16 protein-coding genes are annotated in these 16,521 nt (G+C 71.3%); 11 read left to right on the forward strand and 5 right to left on the reverse strand.

The window, feature by feature from the left end; translation table 11 throughout:
• Positions 1-181 (reverse strand): reverse transcriptase N-terminal domain-containing protein (locus tag ACWGJY_RS31600; RefSeq protein WP_453264333.1); only part of this gene is annotated, 181 nt, incomplete at its 3' end.
• A gap of 1,242 nt (positions 182-1,423) precedes the next feature.
• Between ACWGJY_RS31600 and ACWGJY_RS31605 the strand changes: the two genes are divergently transcribed.
• The 7 genes from ACWGJY_RS31605 (at position 1,424) to ACWGJY_RS31635 (ending at position 9,095) form a co-directional block, all read left to right on the forward strand.
• The gene (locus ACWGJY_RS31605) at positions 1,424-2,710 is read left to right on the forward strand and encodes a flavin-containing monooxygenase (RefSeq protein WP_453264295.1); all 1,287 of its coding nucleotides are present in this window, start codon (positions 1,424-1,426) and stop codon (positions 2,708-2,710) included.
• 7 nt (positions 2,711-2,717) lie between these two features.
• Positions 2,718-3,191 (forward strand): RidA family protein, encoded by a 474-nt coding sequence (locus ACWGJY_RS31610; protein ID WP_453264296.1) that lies wholly within the window; start codon positions 2,718-2,720, stop codon positions 3,189-3,191.
• Positions 3,188-3,862, forward strand: a complete 675-nt coding sequence (locus ACWGJY_RS31615; RefSeq protein WP_453264297.1) for a DUF1028 domain-containing protein — start codon at positions 3,188-3,190, stop codon at positions 3,860-3,862. Before ACWGJY_RS31610 ends, ACWGJY_RS31615 begins: the two co-directional genes overlap by 4 nt.
• Positions 3,859-5,007, forward strand: a complete 1,149-nt coding sequence (locus ACWGJY_RS31620) for a M20 family metallopeptidase (protein WP_453264298.1) — start codon at positions 3,859-3,861, stop codon at positions 5,005-5,007. The genes ACWGJY_RS31615 and ACWGJY_RS31620 overlap by 4 nt, the downstream gene beginning before the upstream one ends.
• A 246-nt stretch (positions 5,008-5,253) precedes the next feature.
• Entirely contained in the window at positions 5,254-6,777 is a 1,524-nt protein-coding gene (locus ACWGJY_RS31625) for an aspartate ammonia-lyase (protein ID WP_453264334.1), read from the forward strand.
• Positions 6,764-8,116: an MFS transporter gene (locus tag ACWGJY_RS31630; RefSeq protein WP_453264299.1), complete on the forward strand. Its 1,353-nt coding sequence runs from the start codon at positions 6,764-6,766 to the stop codon at positions 8,114-8,116. Before ACWGJY_RS31625 ends, ACWGJY_RS31630 begins: the two co-directional genes overlap by 14 nt.
• Before the next feature lie 52 nt (positions 8,117-8,168).
• Positions 8,169-9,095, forward strand: a complete 927-nt coding sequence (locus tag ACWGJY_RS31635; protein WP_453264300.1) for a LysR substrate-binding domain-containing protein — start codon at positions 8,169-8,171, stop codon at positions 9,093-9,095.
• Between the two features lie 48 nt (positions 9,096-9,143).
• Here ACWGJY_RS31635 and ACWGJY_RS31640 read toward each other — a convergent pair whose 3' ends face one another.
• Positions 9,144-9,392, reverse strand: coding sequence for a hypothetical protein (locus ACWGJY_RS31640; protein ID WP_453264301.1), 249 nt, complete (start codon positions 9,390-9,392; stop codon positions 9,144-9,146).
• 341 nt (positions 9,393-9,733) lie between these two features.
• Positions 9,734-10,603, reverse strand: a complete 870-nt coding sequence (locus tag ACWGJY_RS31645) for a 3-hydroxybutyryl-CoA dehydrogenase (protein WP_453264302.1) — start codon at positions 10,601-10,603, stop codon at positions 9,734-9,736.
• A 159-nt stretch (positions 10,604-10,762) separates the two neighbouring features.
• On the opposite strand from ACWGJY_RS31645, the gene ACWGJY_RS31650 reads away from it, so the two are divergent.
• Positions 10,763-11,989, forward strand: a complete 1,227-nt coding sequence (locus ACWGJY_RS31650; protein ID WP_453264303.1) for a glycoside hydrolase family 10 protein — start codon at positions 10,763-10,765, stop codon at positions 11,987-11,989.
• 103 nt (positions 11,990-12,092) lie between these two features.
• Here ACWGJY_RS31650 and ACWGJY_RS31655 read toward each other — a convergent pair whose 3' ends face one another.
• Complete coding sequence (locus ACWGJY_RS31655) at positions 12,093-12,302, reverse strand: DUF1918 domain-containing protein (protein ID WP_453264304.1); 210 nt, start codon at positions 12,300-12,302, stop codon at positions 12,093-12,095.
• 205 nt (positions 12,303-12,507) lie between these two features.
• Positions 12,508-13,479 carry a DMT family transporter gene (locus ACWGJY_RS31660; protein ID WP_453264305.1) on the reverse strand — a complete coding sequence of 324 codons (972 nt, stop codon included), beginning with the start codon at positions 13,477-13,479 and terminating at the stop codon, positions 12,508-12,510.
• On the opposite strand from ACWGJY_RS31660, the gene ACWGJY_RS31665 reads away from it, so the two are divergent.
• From ACWGJY_RS31665 to ACWGJY_RS31675, 3 genes are all read left to right on the forward strand, one after another.
• A complete protein-coding gene (locus ACWGJY_RS31665; protein ID WP_453264306.1) occupies positions 13,478-14,971 on the forward strand; it encodes an aminotransferase-like domain-containing protein in 1,494 nt (497 codons plus the stop codon). The genes ACWGJY_RS31660 and ACWGJY_RS31665 overlap by 2 nt on opposite strands.
• 116 nt (positions 14,972-15,087) lie before the next feature.
• Positions 15,088-15,540 carry a GNAT family N-acetyltransferase gene (locus ACWGJY_RS31670; RefSeq protein WP_453264307.1) on the forward strand — a complete coding sequence of 151 codons (453 nt, stop codon included), beginning with the start codon at positions 15,088-15,090 and terminating at the stop codon, positions 15,538-15,540.
• A 43-nt stretch (positions 15,541-15,583) separates the two neighbouring features.
• The gene (locus ACWGJY_RS31675) at positions 15,584-16,153 is read left to right on the forward strand and encodes a histidine phosphatase family protein (protein WP_453264308.1); all 570 of its coding nucleotides are present in this window, start codon (positions 15,584-15,586) and stop codon (positions 16,151-16,153) included.
• Positions 16,154-16,521 lie beyond the last annotated feature (368 nt).

Here is a 16,521-nt window from a genome sequence, read left to right on the forward strand (position 1 = left end):
GCAGACTGCGGACCTTCTTGCGGTCCCCAGCCTTTTCCGCCGCGAAGATCCTTTGCCTTAACCGCTGTATGTCCCGCTCGACTGAACGCCAGTTGACGGCATCCCACCCGAAGGGAACATCTTCAGGTCCGTTCACCGCAGCAGGCTCCGGTCGGGCCGAAGCCGTTTCGCAGTCTTCCACCGTGTCCAACGTTTCCTTTCCGTTCCAGCGTCTTGCATCGTTGATCTATCGCAGACTCACCAAGCCCACGTCAGCTCTCTTTCGAGCCGGGCACGATGCCCGTATCCGGCCGGTTGGCCGACGCGACCGCTGAGGGAAGCAGTCCTGGCGCGTCGGTTTCCCGTCGCCTTTCGGCGCACCGGCGTTGGCTTCTTGGGCTTTCCTGTTCCCACCAGGGGATTCACCTTCCTCACGGTCGGCCTACCCGCCGCTGTCTGCGTCGGGACTCTGATGGGGTTTCCGTGTTCCGCGTGGTGGAGATCCGACCGGGGTGGGTGCTTCCTTTACGCCGGGATGGTGGTGTCCACGCGACCGGCACAGCCTCACCAGTCGCCACCTGCCGCTTCTCAACGGCCAATCCTGTACTCCGGTCCCACAATCCATCTCCCGAAGGTGCTGATAACGACGCATACGGAAATTCACTGCACGTTCACCCGTCCGGTCTTCCCCAGCCGGTAACTCCTGGATGGCACAGGAGTCCTTGGGCCCTTCCGCGGGCTTCACACCACCCGGTTACCCAGGTCGCATGCCGCGGCGGGGAGAGCGTCTGGACACTCGCCCGATCGCAACGTCGAACATCACCTCCTCCGATCCCTCAACCGCTGCGATCACTCACATCACGCGACCTCACGTCGCACGACTGCGCTCAGCTCCTGCTGGGCTGCTGCGACAGCTCAGCGAGGAGGTCTTGCACCTCCTACGGTTTTCAGCGCCTCACGGCGCACTGCGACTTCGTGTCGCACCCAGCGCTCCGGACGGCACCGTTCTCCGCGACCAGTTCCTCGGACCAGAGGTCGGGTACATGGGCCGCGCCCGCCTGGTGGGTTTGGCTCAGGCGGCCGATTAGCCGAGGCGATTCTCACGCCTCGGCCCTCCACACCAAGAACCCCGGGCGCCGAACTGGAACCGCGCCACCGCCGGCGCGCGAGGGCCGAGGGCGACGTCCGCGCCGCACGCGTCCACGCCCGCACGCGCCCGCGCACGCGCGTAGCGCCACCTGCACCTGCGCGCCGCGCAGAACCAGATTCTGGCTGGAGATCATCCGTACCGCCCTGGAGCCGGACGGGGGCGCCAAATCTATAGATCAGATCGTCCGCAACGGAAACATCTGTTGGACAGGATTTCGGGCGCGCCCAAGTATGTCTCGTGCGGTAGCACAGTCAACGCGACACCAGAGTGGCCTACCGCCGAGTGGAGGCTGAAATGCCGAGTGAAGTGACCGAAGTAGTCGTCGTCGGGGCGGGCCAGGCCGGCGTGGCGATGAGCGAACACCTGGGAGCCCATGGCATACCACACATCGTCCTGGAGCGGCACCGTATCGCCGAGCGGTGGCGTTCGGAGCGGTGGGACTCCCTGGTTGCGAACGGGCCCGCGTGGCACGACCGGTTCCCGGGGCTGGAGTTCTCCGACGTCGCCCCCGACGCCTTCGCCTCGAAGGAGCAGGTCGCGGACTACTTCGTCGCGTACGCCGAGAAGGCCGGTGCCCCGGTTCGGTGCGGAGTCGAGGTGACGTCGGTGCGAAAGCGCGCCGGTCGGCCCGGCTTCCGGGTGGAGACGTCGGAAGGCTCCATCGATGCACGCTTCGTCGTGGCCGCGACCGGACCGTTCCAGCGGCCCGTGATCCCGCCCATCGTCCCGGACGGCGCCGTCCCCGTGCAGATCCACTCCAGCGGGTACCGCAACCCGGAGCAGCTGCCCGAGGGCGCGGTCCTCGTGGTCGGGGCCGGCTCGTCGGGGGTCCAGATCGCCGACGAGCTGTGCCGGTCCGGTCGCCGGGTCCTCCTCTCCGTCGGCCCGCACGACCGTCCTCCCCGCACGTACCGCGGACGTGACTTCTGCTGGTGGCTCGGTGTGCTCGGGTTCTGGGACGCGGAGACGCCTCCCCGGGGCGCCGAACATGTCACCATCGCGGTCAGCGGCGCCCGCGGCGGCCACACCGTGGACTTCCGGGCCCTGGCCGACACCAGCATCGAGCTCGTCGGCCTGACCTCGTCCTACGACGACGGCGTACTGCACTTCGCGCCGGATCTCGCCACGAACATCGCGCTCGGCGACGCCAAGTACCTGGCGCTCCTCCAGGCGGCGGACGCGTACGTCGAGCGCAATGGTCTCGACCTCCCCCAGGAGCCGGAGGCCCACGTCCTCGGGCCGGACCCGGAGTGCGTGACCGACCCTCGGCTGGAGCTCGACCTGGCCGCGGCCGGCGTCACCTCGATCGTCTGGGCAACGGGCTTCGCCGCCGATTACAGCTGGCTTGAGGTCGACGCGTTCGACGACAACGGCCGGCCGGACCAGCGCCGAGGCGTGTCCAGCGAGCCCGGCGTCTACTTCCTGGGCCTGCCCTGGCTGTCCCGCCGCGGATCGAGCTTCATCTGGGGTGTCTGGCACGACGCCAGGTACATCGCCGATCACCTCACGACCCAGCGAGGCTACCTCGCGTACGACACCACCGGCCGGCCCGACGCCGCGCCGGCGCCCCAGAAGAGCTGAGGAGCAGATGATGACCTCCACTAACGAAGGCCGCCAGGTGAAGGCCCCGATCGTCGCCGGCGGGCACACCCGGATCCGCCCGTTCAACACGCGCGACACCTATCCCGAGCAGAGCCTCGACAACGACCTCTGCCAGGCCGTCGTCGCCGGCGACACGGTGTACGTCCGGGGCCAGATCGGCCAGGACCTGGACACCAGCGAGTCGGTGGGCATCGGCGACGCCGAGGCGCAGGCCGAGCAGGCCATGGCGAACATCAAGATACTGCTCGAAGAGGCGGGCAGCCGGATGGAGCACCTGGTCAAGCTGACCATCTATCTGATCGACCCGCGATACCGCGAGGCGGTGTACCGCACCGTGGGCCGCTGGACCAAGGGCGTCCACCCGATCTCCACCGGCCTGGTGGTGTCGGCCCTGGCCCGCCCGGAGTGGCTGTGCGAGATCGACGCGATCGCCGTGATCCCCCGGGGGGAGCAAGCATGACGATCTCCCTGGTGGTCCGCGACGGCGAGCGCTTCGGCATCGTGGTCAGCTCGTCGAGTCCGGCGGTCGCCGCCCGGGTCGCCCATCTGCGGCCCGGGGTCGGCGCGGCGGCTTCGCAGAACATCACCGACCCCACGCTCGGCACAAGCCTGCTGGAGGGGCTGGCGGACCACGGCGACGCGGAACGCGCCCTGGCCGATGTCGTCGGCGCGGCGCGGAACGCGCAGACCATCGCCTACCGTCAGCTGACCGTGCTGGGCCGCTCCGGGCGGGGCTTCGCCCACAGCGGCCCGGGGACGCTGGGCAAGTACGCCGCGGCCACCGCGGACGGCGCGGTGGCGGCCGGCAACATGCTGTCCGGCGAGCACATTCCCGGCGTTCTCCTCGATGCCTGGTCTGCCGCCACCGGGGAGCTCGAAGAACGTCTGCTCACCGCCCTGAAGGCGGCTGTCGCGGCCGGCGGCGAGGAAGGGCCGGTGCACTCCGCGGGCCTGGCGGTCGTCGCGGACGTCGGCTGGCGGGTGACCGACCTGCGGGTGGACTGGGCCGCGGATCCCGTGGACCGGCTCGGCGAACTCGTCGACGTCTGGCTGCCACAGCGGGACGACTATGTGCGGCGCGGACTCGACCCCGCCTCCGCCCCCTCGTACGGCGTCCCGGGCGACCTGTGAGGGGCGCGCTGAAGGAGGCGGCCCGGCAGGCGGTCGACCGTCATGCCGAGGAACTGATCGGCCTTTCCGAGCGGCTGCACGCCGACCCGGAGACCGCCTGGGAGGAACACCGGGCCGCCGCCGCCGTACCCGAGCTGCTGGACCGCGCCGGATTCGATGTCACCTCGTCCTACCTGGGCCTGGACACCGCCTTCCACGCCCGGTTCGGCAGCGGGCCCGTACGGATCGCGTTGTGCGCCGAGTACGACGCGCTGCCCGGCCTCGGCCACGCGTGCGGGCACAACCTCATCGCGGCCGGTTCGGTCGGCGCCGCGCTCGGCCTGGCCGCCGTCGCCGACGACGCCGGCCTCACCGTGGAGGTCTACGGCACCCCGGCCGAGGAGGGCGGCGGCGGCAAGATCGAGATGCTCGACCGCGGAGCGTTCGCCGGGGTCGACCTCGCGATGATGGTGCACCCGGCGCCGGTCGACGTCGCCGAGGCCCGCCCGTTCGCGGTCAGCCACTCCACAATCTCCTACACCGGGAAGTCCGCGCACGCCGCCGCCTACCCGGAGGCCGGGATCAACGCGGCCGACGCCTTCACCGTGGCCCAGGTCGCCATCGGACTGCTGCGCCAGCAACTGCCGGCCTCGGCCAGGGTGCACGGCGTGGTGACACACGCCGGGGACGCGCCGAACGCCATCCCGGAGCGTTCGACCGGACGCTGGTACGTCAGGGCCGAGACGCTCGCCGAACTGGCCGAGCTGGAGCCACGCGTAGTCCGGGCCTTCGAGGCGGGCGCCCTCGCGACCGGCTGCGAGCTGGAGATCGAACCGGAGAGCAAACCGTACGCGGAGTTCCGCACGGACGAGACCGCTCTCGGGTACTACCGCACGAACGCCGTTGTTCTGGGCCGGAAGTTCGCGCCGCCCGGCCAAGCCGCACGGATGAACCGCGCTTCCACCGACATGGGCAACGTCTCGCAGGTGGTGCCGGCCATCCACCCCTACATCGGCATCGGTTCCCTGCCCGCCACCAACCACCAGCACGAGTTCGCCGCCCACTGCGTCGGCGGGCCGGCGCAGCGGGCCCTGCTCGACGGAGCGGTCGCGCTGGCCTGGACCGGTGTGGACCGAAGCGCGTCGGCCGAGGGAGCGGCGACGTGACGTGGGCGGTCGCCGCCGTGGCCACACGGATGACGACGGCTCCGTGTGGCCACGGCCCCGGGCCGGTCGCGCGGTGACGGCCGGCGTACTCGACCGGGCGTGGACGCACCCGAGCCCGACGGTCGCGGCGTCCGGGGCGCGCCTGCCCGGCGTTCCCTGCGCTGCCGGAACCCGTCTGAGCGGGTCGTTCACCGGCCCCCTCGATCCCCGACGCCCTGGAGGACACCGATGACCCGGAGGACCCCGATGCCCCTGACCCCCGGCCCCCAGCAGACCGCCCCGGCGGACAAGAGGTACCGGACGGAACACGACATGCTCGGTGACGTTGACGTCCCGGCGGACGCCTACTACGGGGCGCACACCGTCCGGGCGGTGGTCAACTTCCCCCTCACCGGGGAGACCCTCGCCGCCCGGCCGCACCTGATCAGCGCCCTGGCGGCGGTGAAGAACGCCGCGGCCCGCGCCAACGCCGAGGTCGGCGCCCTCGACCCGGCAATCGCGTCGGCCATCGCCGATGCCTGCGCCGAGATCCGTGACGGCGCGCTGCGGGACCAGTTCGTGGTCGACCTCATCCAGGGCGGCGCGGGCACCTCGACCAACATGAACGCCAACGAGGTGATCGCCAACCGGGCCCTGGAACTGCTCGGACGGCCCTCAGGGGAGTACTCCGTCCTGCATCCCCTCGACCACGTCAACCTCGGACAGAGCACCAACGATGTCTATCCGACCGCGGTGAAACTGGCGCTGGACGCGCACATTGCCGAACTGCTCGCCGCCCTGGTCTGCCTGCGCGAGGCATTCGCGGCCAAGGCCGCCGAGTTCGCCGACGTACTGAAGATGGGCCGCACCCAGTTGCAGGACGCCGTACCCATGACGCTGGGCCAGGAGTTCGGGGCGTTCGCGGTCACCCTCGCCGAGGATCAGCAGCGGCTCGCCGAGGCCAGGCTGCTGCTGCACGAACTCAACCTCGGCGGCACGGCGATCGGCACCGGGCTCAACGCCCGCCCGGGTTACCGGGAGCGCGCCATGGAGCACCTGCGCCGGTTGACGGGGATACCGACGCTCGTGTCGTCGCCTGACCTCATCGAGGCCACCCAGGACGTCGGCGTCTTCGTCCAGCTGTCCGGCGTGCTCAAGCGCATCGCCGTGAAACTGTCCAAAATCTGCAACGACCTGCGTCTGCTGTCCTCGGGACCGCAGGCCGGACTCGGCGAGATCACCCTTCCCGCGCGCCAGGCCGGATCGTCCATCATGCCCGGCAAGGTCAATCCGGTGATTCCCGAGGCGGTCAACCAGATCGCGTTCGAGGTCATCGGCAACGATGTGACCGTCACCCTCGCCGCCGAGGGCGGCCAGCTCCAGCTCAATGCCTTCGAGCCGGTCATCTACCGGAGCCTGAGCGCCGGCCTCGACCACCTCACCGCGGGGATCGGAGTCCTCACCGAACACTGCGTGCGGGGCATCACCGCCGACCGGCACCGGCTCGCGCAGACCGTCGCCGCCTCCACCGGCCTGGTCACCGCGCTCAGCCCGGCACTCGGCTACGAGACCGCCTGCGCCATCGCGCTGGAGGCACACCACACCGGCAGGCCCGCGCTCGACCTGATACGCGAGCGGGAGTTGCTGACCGAGGCGGAACTCCACGAACTCACCAGCCCTGCCTCTCTGACCGGCCGGCCCGCGCCCCAAGGGCACGGTACCGGCGGCACAGGCAGCACAACCCCAGCTTCTTCACCCGTCCCGCAAGGAGGTGCGTATGCCCACCATTAACAGCGGCGCCACGACGACTGAGGTCGAGGTGCCCACCGACGTGGTCGCACTGCGTAGGAGCGTTGCCGCAGGAGCCGTCGGCGTGTTCGTGCACTGGTTCGACTGGGCTGCCTACGCCTATCTCGCTGGTACCGTCGCGACCGTGTTCTTCCCTTCCGGGGACAGCACCAGCGGACTGCTCGCGGTGTTCGGAGTGTTCGCCGTCTCGTTCGGCATCCGACCGATCGGGGCCCTGGTGTTCGGGCCGCTCGGCGACAGGGTCGGCCGCAAGCGCACCCTGTCGCTGGTCATCTTCATGATGTCCGGCGCGACCCTGGCGATCGGCCTGCTGCCCGGCTACGCGACGATCGGGATCACAGCCCCGGTGCTCCTGGTGGTGCTGCGCCTGATCCAGGGCTTCGCCGCGGGCGGCGAGTTCGGCAGCGCGGCCAGCTTCCTCGCCGAGAGCGCGCCGCGACGCCGTCGCGGATTCGGTGTGAGCTGGCTGGAGGTCGGCTCCCTGCTCGGCTTCCTGGCAGGCTCGCTCGCCTTCCTGCTGCTGTCCACCGGGCTCGACGACCACCAGCTCACCTCCTGGGGCTGGCGTATCCCCTTCCTCATCGCCGCGCCGCTCGGCGTCATCGGTTTCATCATCCGCAGCAAGATCGAGGACACCCCGGAGTACCGGACCCTCGAAGCCAACAACGCTGTCCCGCGCAGCCCCGCCCGGGAGCTGCTCCGCTCCCACAAGCGGCAACTGCTCCAGGCGGCGGGCCTGATGGCGGCCATGCATGTCCCCTTCTACGCGGTCCTGACCTACCTGGTCACCTACGAGACCGACCATCTGGGCCACTCGGCCGACAGCGCGGCCCTGCTGTCCACCGTCATCTCCCTGCTGGGGCTGGTGCTCGTGCCGCTGTTCGGCGCGCTGTCCGACCGGGTGGGACGCAAGCCGGTGTTCATCGGGGCGACGGCGACCCTGCTGGTCGTCTCCACACCGGCCTTCCTGCTGATGCGGACCGGGGTCGTCGGAACCTGGATCGCCGGTCTGCTGCTCGGCGTGATCCTGGCGGCGATCCTCGGCACATACGCGGTGTGGTCGGCTGAGATCTTCCCCACCCGCACGCGTCAGAGCGGCCTGTCCATCGCCTACAACGTCACCGCAGCGCTGTTCGCCGGCACCGTGCCCTATGTGATGACCGTGCTCATCTCGGCGACGGGAAGCACTCTGGTGCCCGGCCCGTACCTGATGGTGTTCGCCCTGGGCGGCCTGATAGCCGCCCTGTCCCTGAAGGAGACCGCTGGTTCCGCGCTGCTGCGCCCCGAGGACGTCTCGGACGTACCCTCGGCGCAGGGGTAGCCGCCGCATAGGGTTAACCACGGACACGGTTCACCAGGCGCAGGGGTCTCGTATGACGTCACCGTTGGGTTTCACCCTCGTTCAGCTCCGTTATTTCCTGGTCGCCGCCGAGCGCGGTTCGATGACGGAGGCGTCGCTGGAGCTTCACATCGCGCAATCCGCCGTGTCCACGGCCATCCACAACCTGGAGCGGGAACTGCAGGTGCAGCTGTTCATCCGCCGACGGGGGCGGAGGCTGGCCCTGACACCCGCCGGGGAGCGGCTCCAACAGCAGGCAAGGGATCTGCTGGCCCGCGCCCGTGAGGTCGAGCGGGAGGCCCGGGGAGACGGTGAAACCATCTCCGGGCCGGTGGCCGTCGGCTGTTTCGTGACCCTGGCCCCCCACTATCTGCCGCCCCTGTTCAGTGAGTGCACCAGACGTCATCCGGGCATCGAGATCGAGGTGGTGGAGGCGGAGACGGACCAGCTCGTCCACGCCCTGGCGGCGGGACGCATCGACTTCGCCCTCACCTACGACCTCGGTCTGTCGGCCGAACCGGAACTGCGGAGCGAGACGATCGCCCGCGCCCCGGCCTACGTCATCGTCGCGGCCGATCACCCGCTGGCCGGCCAGGGCAGTGTGAGGCTGACCGAACTGTCCACGGAACCGCTCGTCCTGCTGGATCTCCCCCACAGCCGCGACTACTTCCGCTCACTGGTGGCAGCCACCGGCACCGCGCCCGATATCCGCTACCGCACCCAGAGCTACGAGACAGTGCGTTCCCTGGTGTCCCGGGGACTCGGATACTCCGTGCTCAACCAACGGCCGGCGACCAGTCGGACCTACAGCGGCGGTGAGATCGCGGAACTTGAGCTCCTGGACGCCGGCCCCCCGCTCGAAGTCAGGATCGCCTCTGTCGGCGGGATGACCCAGACCGCCCGCGCCCGAGCGGTGATGGACGTGCTGCGGGAGATCGCCCCCCGGCCCAGAAAGGTCTGAGGCGGCAGCCGCCCGCCGGGGAGGAATCCGGATCGTCCGCGCCGGGGCTCAGTCGTCCGTGAGACTGAGGTTCGGTACGCGCCAGGCGGCGATGACGACGGCGATCAGGGTGACGGCCGCGCCGGTGAGGAAGACGACCTGCATGGCGCTGACGTAGCCCTCCAGGAAGGGCTGGGCGAGACGGGCGTCGAGGGTGTGGAGGAAGGCGGAGTCCTCCAGGTTCACGGTGCCGTTCGGGCCCAGCACGCCCTTCAACGCCTCCGCGTTGCGGGGCTGTTCATGCCGGAAGGTGGTCACTACGGGGTGAGCGCCGAGGTGCGCCGGTGGACAGCCGGTGGACAGGGATTTTTCAGGGACTTTCAGCTCTGTCCCAGGGACTTTCCAGGGATTTTGCGCTGAGTAAGCGGGAAAGGCCCCGACAGCTCCGAAAGGCGCAAAGTCCCAGGTCAGGACAGTTTGCTGTGGGTCGATGGCACTCACCGGACTGTGTCTTGTGCAGTCCACATTGGCCAGGCGGCCATGCGCGGCTGAGGACCTGGCGGGCTTCGCGGGAGTCCACCCGCCTGCAGGCCTGCTGCTGCGCTGCTCCGGATGAATTCACCCTGGAGCAGCGCCAGTTGGCGGCATCGCCAGACGTGCTAGTAAGCGTAGAACCCCGACCCCGACTTCCGGCCCAGCCGGCCCGCGTCCACCATGCGCGCGAGCAGCGGGGGAGCGGCGTACAGGGGCTCCTTGTACTCCTCGTACATGGAGGCGGCGACCGAGGCCACGGTGTCCAGGCCGATCAGATCGGTCAGCTTGAGCGGGCCCATCGGGTGGGCGCAGCCCAGCTCCATGCCGTTGTCGATGTCCTCGCGGCTGGCGATGCCCGACTCGAACATCCGGATCGCGGAGAGCAGATACGGGATGAGCAGGGCGTTGACGACGAAGCCCGAGCGGTCCTGGGCGCGGATCGCATGCTTGTCCAGCACGTCCTGCACCAGCGCCTCGGCGCGCTTGATGGTCTCCTCGCCGGTGGTCAGGGCCGGGATCAGTTCGACGAGCTTCTGCACCGGAGCCGGGTTGAAGAAGTGGATCCCGATGACCTGGTCCGGGCGGGAGGTGGCGACCGCCAGCTTCACCAGCGGGATCGACGAGGTGTTGGACGCCAAGATGGCGTCCGGACGGGTGATCACCTGGTCGAGGACCTGGAAGATCTCCGTCTTGATCTGCTCGTTCTCCACCACGGCCTCGATGACGAGATCGCGGTCGGCGAACTCCCCGAGGTCGGTGGTGAAGCTGAGCCGGTCGAGCGTCGCGTCGCGCTCCTCAGCAGTGATCTTGCCGCGCTCGGCGGCCTTGCCGAGAGAGTTGGTCAAACGGGTGCGACCCAGCTCCAGAGCTTCGCCGGTGGTCTCGGCGACCATGACGTCCAGTCCGGCGCGGGCGCACACCTCGGCGATGCCTGCGCCCATCTGGCCGCAACCGACCACTCCGACGCGTGCAATGTCGGTGAAAGTGTCCGTCACCTCGTGCCTTTCGCTGATCTTCAGGACCGGCGGTACGCCGTAAGGGTCCGGCACCCGCCTCGGCCCCGACGTTACTCCGCGCGGTGCTGCGCCAAGGCCGCCGGGGCAGGCATTCTGGGCCCTCCGTACGGGACGAACCGGACAACCTGGGGATTTTTGATGAGACGTATCACCCGCAGAGGGTTTGCCGTGGCCACGCTGGGCGCCGCGTCCGCTCTGTTCACCACGGGGGCGGCGCCCGCGGACGGTGTGGCGCGGCGCGAGATGCGCGGCATGTGGCTGGCGACCGTCGCCAACCTGGACTGGCCCTCCAGCGCGAAGCTCCCGCCCGCCGAGCAACAGCGCGAACTGCGCGCCCACTTCGACACGGCCGTCGCCCGCAAGCTCAACACGGTGTTCTTTCAGGTGCGGCCCACCGCGGATGCCCTGTGGCCCTCCCCGTACGAGCCATGGGCGCAGTGCCTGACCGGGCAGCAGGGCCGCGATCCGGGCTGGGACCCGCTCGACTTCGCGGTCCGCGAGGCCCACCGGCGCAATCTCGAACTGCACGCCTGGTGCAACCCGTACCGGGTCGCCAACCACACCGACCCCGGACGGCTCACACCGGACCACCCCGCCCGGCGGCATCCCGGCTGGGTCCTCCCGTACGGCGGCAAGCTCTACTACAACCCCGGGCTGCCGGAGGTCCGGGGCTTCGTCCAGGACGCGATGTCCGACGCGGTGCAGCGCTACCCGGTCGACGGGGTGCACTTCGACGACTACTTCTATCCGTACCCGGTCGCGGGGCAGCGCTTCGACGACGATGCGGCGTTCGAGGAGTACGGCAGCGGCTTCGAGAGCCGGGCGGCCTGGCGCCGGGACAACATCGACCGGCTGGTGTACGAGATGGCGGCCAGGCTCCATGACGGGAGCGGACGGGCCGGGCGCCGGGTGCGGTTCGGTGTCAGCCCCTTCGCGGTCTGGCGCAACCGCACCACCGATCAGCAGGGCTCCCGTACCCAGGCCGGGGTGCAGGCCTACGACGATCTGTACGCCGACACCCGACGCTGGGTGCGCGAGGGGTGGATCGACTACATCGTGCCGCAGGTCTACTGGCCCCTCGGATTCCCCGCCGCCGACTACGCCGAACTGGTGCCCTGGTGGGCGCGGACCGTCGACGGCACCGGAGTGGACCTCTACATCGGCGAGGCCCTGTACAAGGCGGGTGACGCCCAGCCGGCCGCCTGGAAGGACCCGGCCGAACTCTCCCGCCATCTCACCTTCGCCCGCGGCTATCCGCAGGTGGGCGGCCATGTCTACTTCTCGGCGAAGGAGGTGGCCAAGGACCGGGTGGGCGCCCTGGCGCGGATCGTGCGCGACCACTACGACGGCGCGGCGCGGACATAGCGCGGCCCGCGCGGACGCCGGAAGGGTCCACGCGGACCGGGGCGGTGTTGCGCCGAAGGCTTTCCGCTACCGGCCGGGGCCGGGCCCGCCGGCCGGCCGGTGCCTACCGGCCGGGGTCGACGTCGGTGACCTTGCCCTGCCGGACGACGCAGTCGGGGCCCGGCGACATGATCGCCTCGTGCCCGTCCTCGGCGCGGACGCGGTAGGGCGGATCGCCGTTCGTTCCCATGACTTCGACTATTTCGACGACCCGGTCGTGATGCCCCACGGTCCTGCCGTGCACCACCAGCCGGTCGCCCCTGTTTGCATGCATCAGGGTCCTCCCCGCCTCGGGGCGGCCGTACGACCGGTAGGCCGGCCAGTACGGCGGCCGACGGTTGAACGGCCAACGATTTTCACGGTTCACGGGCCTCGGGTGACCCGGACGGCGGTTCCTGCCGTCGCGGCAAGTTTACGTCCGCGGGCCGCGACAGCGCCCGGTAAGTGCAGTTTCATCCCGCTCCGACGGCCCGGCCGGCTCATCCACGGGTCCGCTGGGTGACCGCGATGCACGCCAGAACGGCCAGCGCCGCCGCGGGAGCGGCCGGCGGCAGCCGCTCGCCGAGCAGCAGCACGGACCACACCAGGGTCAGCAGCGGCTGGGCGAGCTGCAGCTGACTCGCCTTGGAGATGCCGATCGCGGCCATTCCGCGGTACCAGACGACCATCCCGAAGAACTGCGAGCCGATCGCCAGCCACAGCAGCCCGGCGACCGCGTGCACGGTGAGCCGCAGCGGCTCCGCGGACAGCGCGACCGCCGCGCCCGCCACCGTCACCGGAAGCGCCAGCACCAGCGCCCAGCCGATCACCTGCCAGCCCGGCATATGGCGGGCGAGCCGGCCGCCCTCGGTGTAGCCGGCCGCGCACACCAGCAGCGACGCGAACAGCAGCAGATCCCCGCGGCCCGGCGCCCCGCCGCTCTGCTGCACCGCGAAGGCGATGACGACGACGGCGCCGACCAGCGAGGCGACCCAGAACGTGCGGGAGGGCCGGGCGCCGGTCCGTACGGCCGAGAAGGCGGCGGTGGTCAGCGGCAGCAGGCCGACGACGACGGCCGCGTGCGAGGTGGTGGAGGTCTGCAGCGCGAGGGTGGTCAGCAGCGGGAAGCCGAGGACCACACCGCCCGCGACCACCGCGATGCCCAGCCAGTGGCGCCGCTCCGGGAGGGGCACCCGGAACACGGCCAGCGCGCCGCCGGCCAGCGCGGTGGCCAGCACGCTGCGCAGCATCACCACCGTCCAGGGGCCCATCCCCTCCAGGGCCCAGGCGGTCGCGGGGAAGGTGAGCGAGAAGGCGGCGACGCCGAGTGCGGCGAGCAGGGCGCCCCGGCTGACGAGCGCGCTGCGGGCGGGGGCGGCGGTCTCCGGGGTGCTCCGGGCCGGGGCGGCCGGGGCTCCCGGGGTGCTGACCGCTATCGCGACCGAGGTAGTAGCGCTATCGTTGTCTCTCATGCAAGAGCGTAGCAGTGGTGCCGAGCTGGCCGCGATCCTCCGTACGGAGCTGAACCGCTACTCTCCGGGAGAGAAGCTGCCCTCAAGCCGGGTCCTCGTGGAGCGGCATCGCGTCAGCCCGGTGACCGTCTCCCGGGCGCTCGCCGAGCTGGCGGCGGAGGGCCTGGTCGTGACCCGGCCCGGTGCCGGGGCCTTCCGCGCCGAGCCGCACCGCGAGGAGCCCCGGCCGATCGACACCTCCTGGCAGGAGATCGCGCTGAGCGCCGAGCCGGCCGGCGACCAGGTGCCACGCAGCGTCGACGCCTCGGGTGTGCTGGCCACGCTCGCCACCCCGGCCCCCGGCGTCATCGAACTCACCGGCGGCTATCTGCACCCCGATCTGCAGCCCGAACGCGCCCTCGCCGCCGCACTGGCACGGGCCGGACGGCGGCCGGGCGCCTGGGCCCGGCCCACGGTCGCGGGCGTGCCGGAGCTGCGCGCCTGGTTCGCACGGGAGATCGCCGGACCCGGCGGCCCGCTCGCCGCCAGCGACGTACTGATCACCGGGGGCGGCCAGAGCGCGCTGACCGCCGCACTGCGCGCCCTCGCCGCCCCCGGCGCCCCGGTCCTCGTCGAGTCCCCCACCTACCCGGGCATGCTGGCCGTTGCCCGTGCCTCCGGACTGCGGCCGGTCCCCGTACCGGTGGATGCGGACGGGGTCCGTACGGATCTGCTCGCCGATGCCTTCCGTGCCAGCGGCGCGCGGCTGTTCGTCTGCCAGCCGCTGTTCCAGAACCCGACCGGCGCCGTGCTGGCCGACGGACGGCGGCGCGAGGTGCTGCGGGTGGCCCGCGCGGCCGGCGCCTTCGTGATCGAGGACGACTTCGCGCGGTTGCTGGTCCACGGCGATGCCCCCGCGCTGCCGCCGACCCTGATCGCGGACGACCGGGACGGCACGGTCGTCCATGTCCGCTCGCTCACCAAGGCCACCTCCCCCAACCTGCGGGTGGGCGCCCTGGCCGCCCACGGTCCGGTGCTCGACCGGCTGCGCGCCATCCAGGTCGTCGACAGTTTCTTCGTGCCGGGCCCGCTCCAGGAAACCGCCCTGGAACTCGTCGGATCGCCCGCCTGGACCCGCCATCTGCGGCTGATCTCCGGCGAGTTGACCGCCCGCCGCAATGCCCTGACCGCAGCCCTGCACCAGCAGCTGCCCGCACTCGCCGAGCGGGGGGCGGGGTACGGCCAGGCCCCCGCGCCGGGCGGCCTGTACGTCCCGTCGGGCGGCTACCACCTCTGGCTGCGGCTGCCGGACGGCACCGACGACGCGGCGCTGACCGGTGCGGCACTGCGGGCGGGCGTCGCGGTCGCGGCCGGCCGGCCGTACTTCGCCGCCGAGCCGCCGGCCGCGCATCTGCGGCTGAGCTTCGCGGCCGCGGCCGGCCCCGACGAGATCACGGAGGGGGTCCGCAGGCTCCGTACGGCGTGCGCGGAGCTGGGGGTTCCGGCGGGCTGACGGGCCGGGCGGGGGCCGTGACGCACGGGCCGGCCGTCGCGAGGGGGCGGGCCGCCGGTCCGCCCGCGCCGCTCATCGGGTCGACGCCGCCCCCGCCCTTCTGCGAACCTCCCGGCATGAACGATCACGCCCTCGACGGCTACGAGATCTCCACCGACCCGGCGCGCCTGGACGCCGGCCTGGTCCACCACTGGCTGTCCACCGACTCCTACTGGGCCGTGGACCGGCCCCGGGAGCTGCACGACCGCGCCGTCGCGGGCTCGCTCAACTTCGGTCTGTACCGGTCCGGTTCCGGCCGCCAGGCCGGATACGCCCGGGTGGTCACCGACCACGCCACCTTCGCCTGGCTCTGCGATGTCTACATCTGCCGCGACGACCGCGGCAAGGGCCTGGGCACCGCTCTGGTCGAGGCCGTCGCCGACCATCTGGCGCCGAGCGGGCTGAGCCGGCTGACCCTCGCCACCAAGGACGCGCACGGTGTGTACGAGAAGGTCGGCTTCCGGTCCCTGGTGTCCCCGGAGCAGTGGATGACCCTCGGGCTGGTCGATCCGGGTCCTGTCGAGATCTGATCAACCGGGGCGGCCGGGGCGCTGCTGCTCATACCATCGGCGCATGAGCGTCCGACTCAAGCTGCTCGCCGCCGGCCGTGGCTCCTCGCTGCTCGGAACCCGGTTCGGTGACGACCGCCCGCTCGACGCCACCGGATGGTACGAGGCAGAGCGGGCCGCGCCCGTCCTGTGCCGGCTCGCCGCCGCCGAGCTGCGCTACTGCTCGCCGTCCCCGCGCTGCCGGGACACCGGCGAGGTCCTCGGGCTGCGCCCGCTGCCCCAACCGGCGCTGCGCGACTGTGACATGGGGCGCTGGCAGGGCCGCACGCTGGGCGAGGTCGCCGCCGAAGAACCGCGCGCGGTCGATGCCTGGCTCGCCGACCCGCGCTCCGCACCGCACGGCGGGGAGTCCCTGCTCGCGTTCATCATCCGGATCGGCGGCTGGCTGGACACCCGGCCGGTCGAGGATGCCGGCGGACTGCTCGCGGTCGCCGAGCCCGGCGTCGTCCGCGCCGCGCTGGTCTATGCGCTCCAGGCGCCGCCGCATTCGTTCTGGCGGATAGACGTCCGGCCGCTGTCGGTGACCACTCTCACCGGCCGGTCCGGCACATGGGACCTTCAGCTGGAGGCGTGACGCGGCGCCCGGTCACGGTGCGCCGTCCGCCGGGACGTGCCGCGTGCCGCGGCCGCCGGCAGGTGAGCGCGGCCTGGACGGCGAGCGTGACCGGCACCGCGCACGGGATCTGCCGGGCGAGGGAGCCCGCCCGCCCCGGCGAGGGCCCCGACCTTCCAGGTGGGGGGCATCCGGCAACGATGCCTCCTGGCGCGGTGTGAGGTGCACGTGCCGGGAACCGCCTGGCCGCACCACCCGGAAAGCCCATCCCGCCCGTTCCGCCGTCCGGGGCGTGCGAACCCGTGTGACCTGCGGAAAGAGGCGGCTGCCGGGGCCTTGCCCGGCAGTTGGCCCCGGGTGTGGCAGACCATCGAGGTGCGTACCGCCGG

This window comes from Streptomyces sp. NPDC054765, from assembly GCF_053612065.1.